Source organism: Photobacterium phosphoreum (assembly GCF_002954725.1).
GTDB lineage: Bacteria > Pseudomonadota > Gammaproteobacteria > Enterobacterales > Vibrionaceae > Photobacterium > Photobacterium phosphoreum.
The window spans coordinates 341,361-354,492 of sequence record NZ_MSCQ01000002.1 but is presented as its reverse complement, the minus strand read 5'-3'; the positions used below and the strand labels follow the sequence as shown (position 1 = coordinate 354,492).

General features: G+C 36.4%; 12 protein-coding genes. 6 read left to right on the top strand and 6 right to left on the bottom strand.

The window, feature by feature from the left end; translation table 11 throughout:
- Positions 1 to 73: 73 nt before the first annotated feature.
- Positions 74 to 1,528 (bottom strand): dipeptide/tripeptide permease DtpA, encoded by a 1,455-nt coding sequence (dtpA, locus tag BTO21_RS13660; protein ID WP_105026863.1) that lies wholly within the window; start codon positions 1,526 to 1,528, stop codon positions 74 to 76.
- A 535-nt stretch (positions 1,529 to 2,063) separates the two neighbouring features.
- Here dtpA and cfa point away from each other — a divergent pair.
- Both cfa and BTO21_RS13650 read left to right on the top strand, forming a co-directional pair.
- A complete protein-coding gene (gene cfa / locus BTO21_RS13655) occupies positions 2,064 to 3,209 on the top strand; it encodes a cyclopropane fatty acyl phospholipid synthase (RefSeq protein ID WP_045028141.1) in 1,146 nt (381 codons plus the stop codon).
- 258 nt (positions 3,210 to 3,467) lie between these two features.
- Positions 3,468 to 4,724: a hypothetical protein gene (locus BTO21_RS13650; RefSeq protein WP_045028142.1), complete on the top strand. Its 1,257-nt coding sequence runs from the start codon at positions 3,468 to 3,470 to the stop codon at positions 4,722 to 4,724.
- Between the two features lie 87 nt (positions 4,725 to 4,811).
- Here BTO21_RS13650 and yciH read toward each other — a convergent pair whose 3' ends face one another.
- Positions 4,812 to 5,135 (bottom strand): stress response translation initiation inhibitor YciH, encoded by a 324-nt coding sequence (yciH, locus tag BTO21_RS13645; protein WP_045028144.1) that lies wholly within the window; start codon positions 5,133 to 5,135, stop codon positions 4,812 to 4,814.
- A 121-nt stretch (positions 5,136 to 5,256) separates the two neighbouring features.
- Here yciH and BTO21_RS13640 point away from each other — a divergent pair, with 121 nt between their 5' ends.
- Together BTO21_RS13640 and BTO21_RS13635 are read left to right on the top strand one after the other, a co-directional pair.
- The gene (locus BTO21_RS13640; protein WP_045028145.1) at positions 5,257 to 5,862 is read left to right on the top strand and encodes an HAD family hydrolase; all 606 of its coding nucleotides are present in this window, start codon (positions 5,257 to 5,259) and stop codon (positions 5,860 to 5,862) included.
- 96 nt (positions 5,863 to 5,958) lie between these two features.
- Positions 5,959 to 6,483, top strand: coding sequence for an ATP-dependent zinc protease family protein (locus BTO21_RS13635; RefSeq protein ID WP_045028146.1), 525 nt, complete (start codon positions 5,959 to 5,961; stop codon positions 6,481 to 6,483).
- Positions 6,484 to 6,538: 55 nt separating this feature from the next.
- Here the strand turns inward: BTO21_RS13635 and BTO21_RS13630 are convergent, their stop codons facing one another.
- Positions 6,539 to 6,889: a DUF3319 domain-containing protein gene (locus tag BTO21_RS13630; RefSeq protein ID WP_045028148.1), complete on the bottom strand. Its 351-nt coding sequence runs from the start codon at positions 6,887 to 6,889 to the stop codon at positions 6,539 to 6,541.
- A gap of 173 nt (positions 6,890 to 7,062) precedes the next feature.
- On the opposite strand from BTO21_RS13630, the gene BTO21_RS13625 reads away from it, so the two are divergent.
- Entirely contained in the window at positions 7,063 to 8,034 is a 972-nt protein-coding gene (locus BTO21_RS13625) for a tyrosine-type recombinase/integrase (RefSeq protein WP_045028150.1), read from the top strand.
- A gap of 195 nt (positions 8,035 to 8,229) precedes the next feature.
- Here the strand turns inward: BTO21_RS13625 and BTO21_RS13620 are convergent, their stop codons facing one another.
- Positions 8,230 to 9,228 (bottom strand): D-alanine--D-alanine ligase, encoded by a 999-nt coding sequence (locus BTO21_RS13620; RefSeq protein WP_045028151.1) that lies wholly within the window; start codon positions 9,226 to 9,228, stop codon positions 8,230 to 8,232.
- Between the two features lie 222 nt (positions 9,229 to 9,450).
- Positions 9,451 to 10,584: an SPOR domain-containing protein gene (locus tag BTO21_RS13615; protein ID WP_105026862.1), complete on the bottom strand. Its 1,134-nt coding sequence runs from the start codon at positions 10,582 to 10,584 to the stop codon at positions 9,451 to 9,453.
- A 211-nt stretch (positions 10,585 to 10,795) separates the two neighbouring features.
- Between BTO21_RS13615 and BTO21_RS13610 the strand changes: the two genes are divergently transcribed.
- Positions 10,796 to 11,305: a membrane protein gene (locus BTO21_RS13610; protein WP_045028155.1), complete on the top strand. Its 510-nt coding sequence runs from the start codon at positions 10,796 to 10,798 to the stop codon at positions 11,303 to 11,305.
- Positions 11,306 to 11,379: 74 nt separating this feature from the next.
- Here BTO21_RS13610 and BTO21_RS13605 read toward each other — a convergent pair whose 3' ends face one another.
- Positions 11,380 to 13,071 (bottom strand): bifunctional diguanylate cyclase/phosphodiesterase, encoded by a 1,692-nt coding sequence (locus BTO21_RS13605; protein WP_045028156.1) that lies wholly within the window; start codon positions 13,069 to 13,071, stop codon positions 11,380 to 11,382.
- Positions 13,072 to 13,132: the final 61 nt, after the last annotated feature.

The window sequence follows — 13,132 nt, the reverse complement described above, 5'->3', positions numbered from 1 at the left end:
AGTAGTAAAAGAATAACGGCAATCACTTACCATGATTGTCGTTATTAATTGCAGTGATGTTATTGATATCGCGTTACTCTTTGCCTTGAATAATACGAGTAAGTTTAGGTGCAATAAGTAAAGTAAACACAGCAATAGCCGCAGTCACATACCCTATATCACCAAAGACTTCTGCATAGAGAACAAGCGTTTGATTAGCATCAACAACCCCTTTCGGCGCGGCGGTTAAACTTGCAATCCAACCTGCTAAAATAGCGGCTGTTGCCGAGGTTAAAAACCACATTCCCATCGCAAACCCCATCATTCGCTGTGGTACTAACTGTGCAATCATCGCCAGCCCTAAGCCTGAAACTAATAACTCTCCCACTGACTGCAATAGATAACTCACCACTAACCAATTTGAGTTGATGATCCCTTGGGTATTAGCAAAGCTCGTTGAGTACTTTAAGATCAAAAACGCGAGGCTACATAGCACCATCCCAAACGCAAACTTAAATGGCATCGCAAATCGTTCACCAAGTTTATTATAAAGAATGGCCAATAATGGACTGGCAACCATGATCCAAAATGGGTTTAACGCTTGAAATTGCTCGGGTTCAACTTTAAAGCCAAATAAATCATGACTGACATTATGAATGGCAAAGAAGTTAAGCGAAGTTGGCATTTGAAAATATAATGCAAAGAACACCACGCCCTGTAACATTAAGACAAAAGCAACAAACATCTTTGCCCTTTCAAGTCCTTTAGATTTAAACGCCTCTTTGAAATATACAAACACAATGATAATGCCAACCACCACTAAAATCGCATGCGCATAAAATAGATGTTGCAATAACACCGCACTTAGGAGACTCAATAGAATGGTTATAACCACAACCGTCGCATAGTAAAGTTTATTCACTGGCACCATGTCGGGTTTAGAGCCAACGTTCTTAACGATACGCCCCATTATCATAAAGTTAACCATGGTGATTAATAAGCCAATTGCACTCACACCAAAAGCCATCCCATACCCCATTTTCTCTGCTATCCAAGGGCTTAATAGCATTGAAAAGAATGATCCTAGATTGATCGCCATATAATACATGGTAAATGCACCATCAAGGCGAGGATCATTTTCTTCATAGACTTTAGCAAGTAAACTTGAAGGGTTAGCTTTAAATAAGCCATTACCCATGGTAATAAATCCCATTGCTATATAAAGCAGCTCTTTGCCGCCAAACTCACCTGCCGCTGAGATCCCTAATAGCGAATAACCAATCGTTAAAATGAATGCGCCAAGCGTAATAGTACGCTTAGTGCCAAGTATTTTATCCCCAACCCAACCACCAATTGCCACTGAACCAAAAATCAATGCTGAAAAAGCACCAAATAATGTAAACGACTCTGATTCAGACATACCGAGAATGTTAACAAGGTATACAGTGAGAATCGCCTGCATACCGTAGAAGCCAAACCGTTCCCAAAACTCTATCGAGAATATGAGATAAAACGGTTTAGGTTGCTTAAATACATTTACATCGGACATACAGTCTTCCTTAATCAGGCGCAATTGCTTTAATAGTAGTCGTTATATTTCAATATCGACTAATGAGACTTATTCAAAACTCAATGCAATCTCATATAACCAAATCCCCTTTCTGTAAATTCTATGTGCGAATACCATGCTGTTGAGATAGTTACTTTTTACTAAAATATGCTCGTTTTTCGAGTGCACATTAAAAATGTCCGTTTTAAAGTGTTTTTTGTCAAATAATCTAAATTAAGCTAACTGATGTAGCGATATAATATTTACCAAGAAAAGGAAGCACTTAAATAAACATTTAAAAGGTTATTAACACAATGAGGCAATGTAATTTATTGCCATCATTAAGAATAACTAAATAAGTAATTAAGAAGAATGAAATATATTTAACAGACTAAATTTATTAGTATTAAAATATAGTGAAAACAGGATTGATATATTACTTTTATATACTACATCTAATTGTTGTATTTCATTATTAATTTAGTCGGTATAAATTTCATTCTGCTAGTTCTCCAGACAAATAATCGAGTATATTATGCCTAAAAATAAAGAATTATTTCGTGACCTATTAAAGCAAGCTGATATTGAGATTAATGGCACTCGTCCATGGGATATTATTGTTAATGATGACAAACTTTTTGATAACATTCTATTAGATGGCACTATCGCTTTTGGCGAAGGTTATATGACACGCTTGTGGGATTGTGAACGTATTGATATCCTAATTAGTAAATTACTACGTAGTAATATAGAAGATAAACTATCAGGGATTGATAAAGTTAAGTTTGCAGCTAATTATGGTGTAACTAAACTAAAAAGCTTCATTAACCATCAAGCAGTGAACCGTGTAAAAGAAGATGTACCTTTCCACTACGATATCGGTAACGATTTATTTGTAAATATGCTTGATGAACGAATGGCATATACCTGTGCATACTGGAAAGATGCAAAAACACTGGATCAAGCTCAAGAACATAAAATGGATCTAATCTGTCGTAAATTAAATTTACAACCAGGCATGCGTTTACTTGATATCGGCTGTGGTTGGGCAAGTTTTATGAACTATGCAGCGGCTAAATATGGTGTAATCTGTGACGGTTTAACGCTATCAAAAGAGCAAATGGCATTAGGCCAAGAGATTGCAAATAAAAAGAAACTTCCCGTTAAAATCATTTTGCAAGACTATCGTGAATTTACGCCAGAACAACCTTATGACCGTGTAGTATCAATAGGTATGATTGAGCATGTAGGCCCATCTAATTATGATGAATATTTCAAATGTGCTAACAGCTTTTTAACGGATGAAGGTGTGTTTTTACTGCATACTATCGGTAGCCCAACGTCTAAAAATGGTACTGATCCATGGATTAATAAATATATTTTCCCAAATGGTGTTATTCCATCACTCTCACAATTAAGTGGCTCAGTTGAGAATCAATTTAATATTGAAGATGTACATAACTTTGGTCCTGATTATGATTTAACACTGATGGCATGGTGTGAAAAATTTGAAAAGAACTGGTTCAAAATATATAAAAATTATGATGCTACGTTCTATAGAATGTGGCGTTTCTACTTATTAAGCTGTGCCGGTGCATTCCGCTGTCGGGATATTAGCTTATGGCAAATAGCGTTAACTAAAATTGGTACAGATCTTCCAGTTAATGCTCGTGCTGCTTAATTTTTCGCTGACAGACTTTAGTCTTGAATATACCATCGCGTTTTTTATCACATCATAATGAACATGTGAGTTGGAGATAAATAAGGTCAACGTATTAATGTATTATCTTATTTATAAACATACGGATAGGCTATTCCCTATCCGTTTTTCATTACTACTTAATAATAGCTAAATAGTACTCATTCTTACAGATGAAAAACGATAAAATATGAGATAACTATAATTTGACTACGATTGTTAAGTCACCAGAGTCAAATAATGAAAATAAACTATCTCATGATTGTAGTATCTTCAGTGTTATTTCTAGGGTGTGGTGGTGATAGCGCCGATGACCCCAAAGAAATATCTGAACAACCTCAATCAGAACAACTCCCCGAACCTCAACCAGATCTAAAATTGAAAATTAACGATATTTCAAACGGTTACTATGAATCACTTTATGATGCTGGTGGCAAGGAACTAAAAATAGACAAAGATCAGGTTCTGTTAATGCAAGATACATTAATAAAGGAACTAAACACCAATTTAAGTGAGGAACAACAAGCACAGTTCAAAGAGCTAAAATCAGATTTTCTCGATGTAAAACAATCCTCTGATGTTGAAAAAGTGCTTTTCCAAAATGTATTGCTAGATGGCATGATCAGTAATCTAAAACCACAACTAAAAGATAAATATTTCCCCTCTTTTCGTTTATTTCGTCATCATACACATCGCCTATTCCCTATTCCTCGCTTAACTGATTACCAATGGATCCTTGATTTACTTAAACAACGATCGTTACTTGACCATTTAGTGTTAATTCCTCCACTAGAAACTGATGATTATATTAAAACGTGCCGTGAAAATAATGTGCCTATTCCACCCGCTTGGGGATCAGATCTATGGATTCACCAAGGAACCGCCACAATAGATTTTTTAGACAGTGATAGAACTGAAGTTTATGCCTATAAAAATCCCACTGTACCTGGTGCTTGTATGGCGTTACCTCGTTGGGTCGTCAACGACACAACAGGTGCTGAATATATCCAATTTCTTGGTATTATTTGTCAAAGTAAAACCACCGGTAAAGCCTGTTTTTGGGATAACATAAGTAATGAAACAGGAACAAGAATAACGGGCGGTGATGATTTAGCCTTTAATCTTACTGATATTCAGAATGGTAATACACTTGCAGAAGACTGTACTGATTGCCATAGAGGTAAAAATGTTTTCTTAATTCATCCAGGTACAGCTATTGATATCTCGGCAGATCACGATATAGATCCCAATGTACGCTATCAGCCAGTTTCTTCTCAGGGATGGACAAACCCTCCTGCTTATGCGGAACGTGGGGATGGTGCTTGTGCGGGTTGCCATGAAATTGGTGAACTGTCATTCAATTATTGCAATGTGCTATTGAAAAGTGCAGCGAATCAAACGATGCCAAGTAGTGCCGACCCTGCGAATTGGGTTGGTGATGGAACCTTCTATGGTACACATATTCAAGCAATGATCGAGGAACGTTGCCCAGAATAAAATTATAAAAATCAGGCAGTAACTTTAACGTTACTGCCTGATTATACTGTTCTATGATAATGAATCACTAAGATTCTGTTTTAGCAATCAACCGCCAGCTAATTTGACTGTATGGCCTTTCTTTTCAAGGTGCGCTTTGATTACATCGCGCTTATCACCTTGAATTTCAATTTTTCCATCTTTTACTGAACCACCACAGCCACACACTTTTTTTAACTCAGCGGCAATCAGTTTTAATTGGGTATCTTCTACATCAAGACCCGAAACAATACACACACCTTTGCCTTTACGACCTTTGGTTTCACGCTGAATACGAACAATACCATCACCTTGTGGGCGTACTGGTTGTACTTTTTCTTCTTTGATTCGACCAGTCTCAGTTGAGAAAACTAAACGATTATTATCACTCATTGTGCAATCTATCTCATTTGGTTGCTTGATTGTGTGAATAGCACTAGAAGTTAGCACATCAATCTTGCGAAATACTCATGAACCAATACTATCAATAAATGGTACTCTAACGGAACATCTTATGATTCGTAATGTGATTTTTGATTTTGGTGCAGTCCTATTTGAGTGGAATCCACTTCAAATTGTGAATAGTTTTACGGTGTCACAACCTGAACGCGATATCTTACTGCATGATGTCCTTCAACATTCTGATTGGTTGTCCCTTGATCGTGGAACGATGCTACTTGCCGAAGTGATCCCTAAATTTTCTGCGCGTACACAAATCCCTTCCCTGCGCATAGAAGAGTTTATCAATCATATTCAGCACAGCCTGACAAAAATACAACAAACTGAAGCTTTATTTTATCAATTAACTCAACAGCCCTATTCTCTTTATTATCTGACGAATATGTGTAGTGCTTTTTTTGATACGCTTTATGAAAAACATCATTTTATTTCATTTTTTGATGGTGGTTTAGTCTCAGGTAAAGAATTGGTGATGAAACCAGAACAAGAAATTTTCTTACGTCTGTGTGAGCGTTATCAATTAACCCCACAAGAAAGCCTTTTTATTGATGATAATTACGAAAATATCCAAATTGCATCAGGGCTAGGTTTTAACACTATTCAATTTAATCAAACCCAAAACTGTTTTCAGTCCATTGAAAAACAACTTTTTATGCATTAAATATCCTTTTTTTATAGTTTTTACATAAAATTGAACATAAAGATAATTACTAAGTCTATTATCTACATTGAAGGTTTAATAATATCAGGAGTTTATGTGAAAAGAGTTTTTATTTCTGCCATGTTTATTGTCGCTGCAACAGTATCAACAATGAGCTATGCGGCTAACGAATGTAGTGGGAAATACATTGTTGGTCCTGTTGAGACTATTCATATTAAAGATCTTAATATGGATTTTAAAGCACGTATCGATACGGGAGCTAACACAACGTCTATTAATGCTTATGATTTACATGTCATTGACGGCAATAATAAACCAGCAAATAGCAAACAAAGCTGGCATGAAAATCTAGGTAAAATGATTCGTTTCACGACAGCAAACGCTGAAGGAAAAGAAGAAACACATACTGGTAAAATAATTAAAATCAGTAAGATACGTAACGCTCAGGGTGTTGAACGCCGCTATGCTGTAGTCATGGATTTGATTTGGAACGGTAAAAGTCATGCTATTCCAGTTAATCTCCGCGATCGTAAAAAATTAGAATATAAATTGCTAATCGGTCGTAACTGGCTTGATGGTAAATATCTCGTTGATGTGTCCAAAAAAGATAATGATGATTAATAACACCATCAATTAATTATTGGAGGTAGTGCCTGTAACACATAGGCACTACTTTTTAATTTGTACTAATTTTATCTAGGTACTTTTTAATCGAAATCACATCACCTTTAAGCAATTGACCTCTTACAATGGCATACCATTCATTACCTTTACCACTATCATTTTTAAGTACAATACCGCGATAATGTTCAGTTGTTAAAAGTGATGGTATTGCATCAGCTTGTTGTATGGCATTAAACCTTTCTGGTGGCATAAAAGCTTTAGTATCACACCACCAATCCACACTTTTTTTAATATTGGTTAGCATCCCTTGAATAGATCGTCCATTAATGACAGTCTTCCAGTCAGACTTTAATCCAGTGCTATTTTCAATGATATAACCACGGTGAAAAAGGCGTTTTTTCATTGTCTATTCCCTTCCCTATTAAAGCGTTACATTCTTTAATAATCATTACCTTAACTGACTACATAATAATAACACTTACACAGCTAAGCCAGTTTTTTGTAATTATTCTTTCGTTTTTTGATGATCGTTGCTAGTATTCAACAATATAAAGTTATAGTGCATTAGGTGTTGTGATGGCAAAGAAAATCCCTGTTATTGAGAACGAAACGATTTGTGGCGCAAGCATTGCTGATTTTTCATCGGTTGCTGAAAACATTACTATTTGGCAACGATTAACCCACCAACAGTATGCTAAAAACACACTGGTCGCCTTTAAAAATGACTGGAATAGTTTTTTACTTTTTTGTGCTCAGCATAATAGCTCCCCGTTACCCGCCTCCGCGGAAATCGTGCATCGCTATATTGAAAAAATGGCCCTAACACGTAAACTAGCCAGCCTTAAACGTTACATTGTCACTATTGGTTTGGTTCATCGCTGTCATGCTCTACCTAATCCCTGTTTAAGCAATGAAATAAAACTTGCTATGCATAAGCAACGTCTTGATAAACATGATGATTACACCAATGCTTATGGCTTTCGTGATAACCACTTACATGAACTACTCGATTCATTTATGCGCTCAACCAAAGCAAAAGATGTACGTGACATGGCGATTTGGGCGATGACCTTTGAAGCAATGCTAAAACGTTCTGAAGTAACAGCATTAACGATCAATGATGTTGAAGTCACAGCAGATGGGTTAATTACCCTTTCGGTCAATGATAATTTAATCGCATTAAGTGATGTCGCTTCTGATGCGGTAAATCGATGGTTAACCTTAGCGATGATCGATAGCGGGTTTGTTTTTCGCCGTATAGATAGACATAACAATATCGGTGATAACCCTCTCGATCACTCTTCTATCTACCGTATTTTCAGACGCGCAAGCCAAGAACTTGAACTCCCAACAGATGTGATTTTTTCAGGACAATCCCCACGAGTAGGTGCTAGCCAAGATTTAGCCGATGCTGGGCTTTCTATTCACCAAATCCAACATCAAGGTCGCTGGCGCAGCCCTGCTATGCCTGCACAATATGTTGGTCAACGCGCTAAACGTGATAACACATTAAAGAAATTCGCTGAAAAAAATAGCAACAATAAATAATATCAATTCCATTAATTAAGTGGTCATCTTTCAAAAGCATTAGACTCCCTATTGCCCTCGCGGGTATTCACGGTAGGAAATGACGAAAGAGGACATTGAATTAAGTCAGAAACTGATTGGGATTGATATAAAAAGAAGAGATCTAAAAAAGCCAACCTATAACGGTTGGCTTTATAATAACTGTCTTAATCAGGTTTATTTCACTGCGTTTTTAATCGCAAGTTCAATAAAGTCAGTAAAACTATGGCCATAGTTCTCTAACATTTTAGGGAACATTGAAATTGGCGTCATTCCAGGGAAGGTATTGATTTCATTTAATAAGATCTCGTTATCTTCACTCAAGAAGAAATCAATTCGAGATAAGTCTTTAAGCTTCATTTGTTCAAACGCTTTACGTGCATAATGTTGAATTGCTTCAACTTGCTCTGGCGTTAAATTACGGGCTTCAACTTGAGTTGTTGATAAACTATCAGTGCTGTATTTTTCTTCGTAGCTATAAAACTTATCATCAGGACACGATACTTCACCGGGTTTGGTAATAATAAGTTGATCACCAAATTGATAAGCAGCGACTTCAAGCTCACGCGGCTTAATGGTTTTTTCAATTAACACTTGGTTTGAATAACCAAACGCATTGTTAACAGCAACACGTAATTGCTCTGTATCGACCACACTGTAACAGCCAACAGAAGAACCTTGGCATGCTGCTTTAACGAACACCTTACCCCATTGGTTTAATGCTGTTTGGGCTTGTTGGTGAGCGTCTTCATTGTTCTCACTCAGGAAAACATACGGCGTATTTGGGATATTTAATGCATCAAACCATAACTTGGTGGTGATTTTGTTAAAACAATTTGTGCTCGCTTCAGCACCACAGCCCAAATAAGGCAAACCCGCTAAATCAAACAATGATTGCAAATCGCCAGTTTCACCAGGAAAACCATGCACACAAGGGATCACGTAATCAATCGTGATAGATTGCTCACCGACAGCAGATAATGTTTTATCTAAGTTCAATTCACAAGAATGTTGGTTTGCATTTAACCAACCTTCATTTTTAGTCATTTCTACACGTGTATAGCTAACGCCATCAATCGCTTTTAATTGCTGTTCAATAAAATTTGCTGACACAAGAGAAACTTCATGCTCAGCGCTACCGCCACCGCATAATAATAAAACATGGATAGAACTCATTATTGTTCCTTAATTATACCAATCACAATACAATGCGGTTCACAAAGACCTTGGAGACTACCAAGGCCAAAATAGCAAGGCATTCACTGCTGAATATAGTAATCAAAAAAGTAATGTGAATGTACCCTCAACCTCATCATATCGTGATTTATTTTCAAATCAGGCGAAGTTTATGCTGTAGATGGTGATTTAATCACCGCTTATATGCTGCCAGCTACTGAATTATTGTAACTGCTTCAATTGTGGTGAGCCTGTATGCTCAATATCATAGAAGTTACGTACAAATGCACCGTTTTGTTGCACAGCTTGAGGCAATAACGCTAACGCTGATTTGGCTTGATCGTAATCAGCATAATGACCCACTAATAATGTGTAAGCTTGACTACCATTAAGCATTTTTTTATTGACCCACGCCGGTTGTTGGCTCTCTAATGTCGATAACAACGTGACTAATGATTGCTCATCTCTTGATGCCGTTATCTGAAGGCTATAACCATGCATGTCTACTGTTTTGTAGCTGTCATCGATTGTTTGCGAAGTGTCGTCTTCTACTGTAGGCGTTTCAGCTACAGGTACGACTTCTGACACAGCCTCAGGTGTCGGCTCTGTTATCTCAGCGCTATTAACCACAGCTTCGGCTGTAACAGCTTGAGGCTCAACCGCTTGAGGTTCAGTAACAGCTGGCTCTGTGGTTTCAGCTGGGACACTAGCTGGAGCACTAGCTGCTGTATTAGTTACAGTATTCGCTTCAGTGCTGGTTGCTGCGACTTCTGATACAGCCTTTGGTGTCGGCTCTGTTATCTCAGCGCTATTAACCGCGGCCTCGGCTGTAACTGCTTGAGGCTCAACCGCTTGAGGTTCAGTAACAGCTGACTCTGTGGTTTCAGCTGGGACACTAGCTGCTGTATTAGTTACAGTATTCGCTTCAGTGCTGGTTGCTGCGACTTCTGACACTGCCTCAGGTGTCGGCTCTGTTATCTCAGCGCTATTAACCGCGGCTTCGGCTGTAACAGCTTGAGGCTCAACCGCTTGAGATTCAGTAACAGCTGGCTCTGTGATTTCAGCTGCTGCACTAGCTGCTGTATTAGTTACAGTATTAGCTTCAGTGCTGATTGCTGCGGGTTCTGGTTCAGTGATCGCTTGCTCACTAACGGCGATTGAGTCACTCGATTCATAAAGGGGATCTGTTTTAACTGATGCGTCTAATTCAGCCACAATAGTAGGCTCAACAAATGTATCCGTTGCTTTTGTCGTATTAATAGTTTCAATCGGCACTTGTAATGGTGTTTTAGGTGGCATCAATTGCGCACACCCCACTAAGCTGGATAGCAGGCTTAATGCGATAATTTTTTTCATTCTATTTCCTCTTATTTACAGCCGAACTCATCATAAAAACAATTAAATGACAAATAGTTAGCAATAGTTTGCCGTAGCTTTTGATTACGATCAAACAGTTCATAACGATAGATCAACTGAAAGGTATTTATGTTACTCTGATCACAATAAATATTGTTTTGCTAACAATAATATGACTCTCATTCTTTTTCTGCACTACCTAGGAATTTCAATGGCTGATCCACACATTAAATGCGAACTGGATATTCTGGATAAACTAACGGTTATCTTATATCGCTCTGCATTCACTCTCGCTGCTATTATCATGGCAGTTATTGGCAGTGAAACCAATGCTGCAACCCCTTTTCTTGTTATGGTTGCTCTATTAGCATCAACAACAGTCCATATTTATGACAAACGTTTTCGTTGGTTAATTCAAGGGGCTGGATTATTTGCTGCTATTTGGTTTATGGCTGGATTATGGCAACCATTAGCGTTAGGGGCGGCTTTATTTGTCTTTAGTGCACTTTCAATAAAAGAATACTTTTGTTTCAAAGTAAAAGCATTATTACTGACTCCGATTGTTTTAGCGGGATTTTGGTTCTGTATGATCTTTAATGTACTAAATATTGCAATTGGGTTTGCTGTGGCAGGTGCAGCACTACTTGCATTTGCTGCCTTTAGTAAATGGCGTATGCCTTTGCATTTTGATATCGGTGATAAAAGCCGCTACCAAGTGTAATTAACTTATTATTATCTAAGCCACCAGCTTATGATCCACCAGCAAAAAAGAGATCAGATGATCTCTTTTTTTTATTATTTAGCTGAGTGTTTTTGTTTACGTAAGAATTTTTGTTTATACATCGCTTCATCAGCTTGATTCAAAGCACTCGCTATATTTTCTTCTACTTTAACGATGCCATAAGAAAAGCTAAGATGTTGCTGTTTAGCTAAAAAATAGGCTTCAATATTACAACGAATAACTTCAATCCGTTGCTGTACAGCATGATATAAAGAACTATCCAGTAATAATATAAACTCATCGCCACCAAATCGTACTATAGCATCATGTTCTCGCAGCATACTCTTAACTGTTTGTGCAAAATCACGTAAAACCTCATCGCCTTTATTATGCCCATATATATCATTAATTAATTTAAAACCGTCTAAATCAATAAAGACTAATGTTTGATAAGCGCAAGCATAAGTCGATTCTAGATAACTTTTTTGATAACAGCCCGTCAAATCATCAATAATGATACTATCATTTGCTTCATAAACACTACAAATGATAAATGCTTGATTAAAATGGGTTATCTTCTGTCTATAGGTATGAAAAAATTGCTTACCATTTTCAGTTTCTACGGTTTCATTTGATACAATAAAACAAGTTTCACTATTGAGTAATTCTTTATCTAATTTAATACAAGTTCGATAATCAGGAAATAATTCACACGCTTGTTCTGCTGTATAATCAACAAGATCAACGCCTAAATAATCAATATGTTTATCGTTATTATAAATAGCATTACCATCACAATCACGAATAATAACGAGTGCATCACACGTACTTATTAATGATGAAACCAATAAAAAATGGGGACTACTTTTACGTTCAAGTAATTCGTTATAGTTTTTATTAATTCGACGTTGTTCATTATAAACATCAAAAAAATCAGGACTAATACCAATAATATTATATTTATCAATCTTAATTAGATTATTAATCGCTATTTTAATCGCTTTAGGATTAGGCGCTCGATTCATTTCATAAATAGCTTGATCTAGTAAATTACAGAATGTTTGTAAATCTTGTTTCTGGCTATCTATCGTCAACTTTGTTGGTTTTATTTGGTCAAAATTAATCGGTTTAGAAAAATAAAAACCTTGATAAATCATACAACCAAATTGTTTGAGTAAATTTAATTGCTCAAATGTTTCCACACCTTCGACAATAACCTTTTTACCCAGTACATTCGCTATTTTTTCATAAGTCGTCTTTACTAATGAATAAGCAATATAACTTTGATCAATATTCTTAATGATTTTTCTATCTAACTTAATATAGTCAACATCAAGATGCAGAAATAATTCACTATTAGCATAACCTTTGCCATAATCATCCAATGCAAACTCTATATCTAAAGCTTTCAATGTCTTAATTGCGGTTTGTAGACGAGAAAAATCATCACTTGCATCATGTCGAGTAAGCTCTAAAATGATATTTTTTTCATGTTTAAATATGTTTGCACATGCTTGAACAAAATGATCATCAAGCAAACTAGCCATAGAAATATTAATCGATACTTGTATCTTTTCCGCATTAGCTAAACATGCACGTTTATTAATGACAGATTCAATAATAGACAAATCAAATGTCACATGATCATCTATTGTCTCAATAAAACTTTCAATATCAGATGTAGGAGTTCTTAATAACGCTTCATAGGAAGATATTTCGCCATTATAATATCGAGGTTGAAATTGGAAATGTAAGTCAGATAGCATTAGATTATTCTTTTTTATAATTTTTTTGGAGAATAATCGAAAATGTCATTAATCCCTAATA

Excerpts from the sequence above, each read along its gene's own strand:
- dtpA (WP_105026863.1), bottom strand. The coding sequence starts at position 1,528 with ATGTCCGATGTAAATGTATTTAAGCAACCTAAACCGTTTTATCTCATA.
- cfa (WP_045028141.1), top strand. The coding sequence starts at position 2,064 with ATGCCTAAAAATAAAGAATTATTTCGTGACCTATTAAAGCAAGCTGAT.
- BTO21_RS13650 (WP_045028142.1), top strand. The coding sequence starts at position 3,468 with ATGAAAATAAACTATCTCATGATTGTAGTATCTTCAGTGTTATTTCTA.
- yciH (WP_045028144.1), bottom strand. The coding sequence starts at position 5,135 with ATGAGTGATAATAATCGTTTAGTTTTCTCAACTGAGACTGGTCGAATC.
- BTO21_RS13640 (WP_045028145.1), top strand. The coding sequence starts at position 5,257 with ATGATTCGTAATGTGATTTTTGATTTTGGTGCAGTCCTATTTGAGTGG.
- BTO21_RS13630 (WP_045028148.1), bottom strand. The coding sequence starts at position 6,889 with ATGAAAAAACGCCTTTTTCACCGTGGTTATATCATTGAAAATAGCACT.
- BTO21_RS13625 (WP_045028150.1), top strand. The coding sequence starts at position 7,063 with ATGGCAAAGAAAATCCCTGTTATTGAGAACGAAACGATTTGTGGCGCA.
- BTO21_RS13620 (WP_045028151.1), bottom strand. The coding sequence starts at position 9,228 with ATGAGTTCTATCCATGTTTTATTATTATGCGGTGGCGGTAGCGCTGAG.
- BTO21_RS13615 (WP_105026862.1), bottom strand. The coding sequence starts at position 10,584 with ATGAAAAAAATTATCGCATTAAGCCTGCTATCCAGCTTAGTGGGGTGT.
- BTO21_RS13610 (WP_045028155.1), top strand. The coding sequence starts at position 10,796 with ATGGCTGATCCACACATTAAATGCGAACTGGATATTCTGGATAAACTA.
- BTO21_RS13605 (WP_045028156.1), bottom strand. The coding sequence starts at position 13,071 with ATGCTATCTGACTTACATTTCCAATTTCAACCTCGATATTATAATGGC.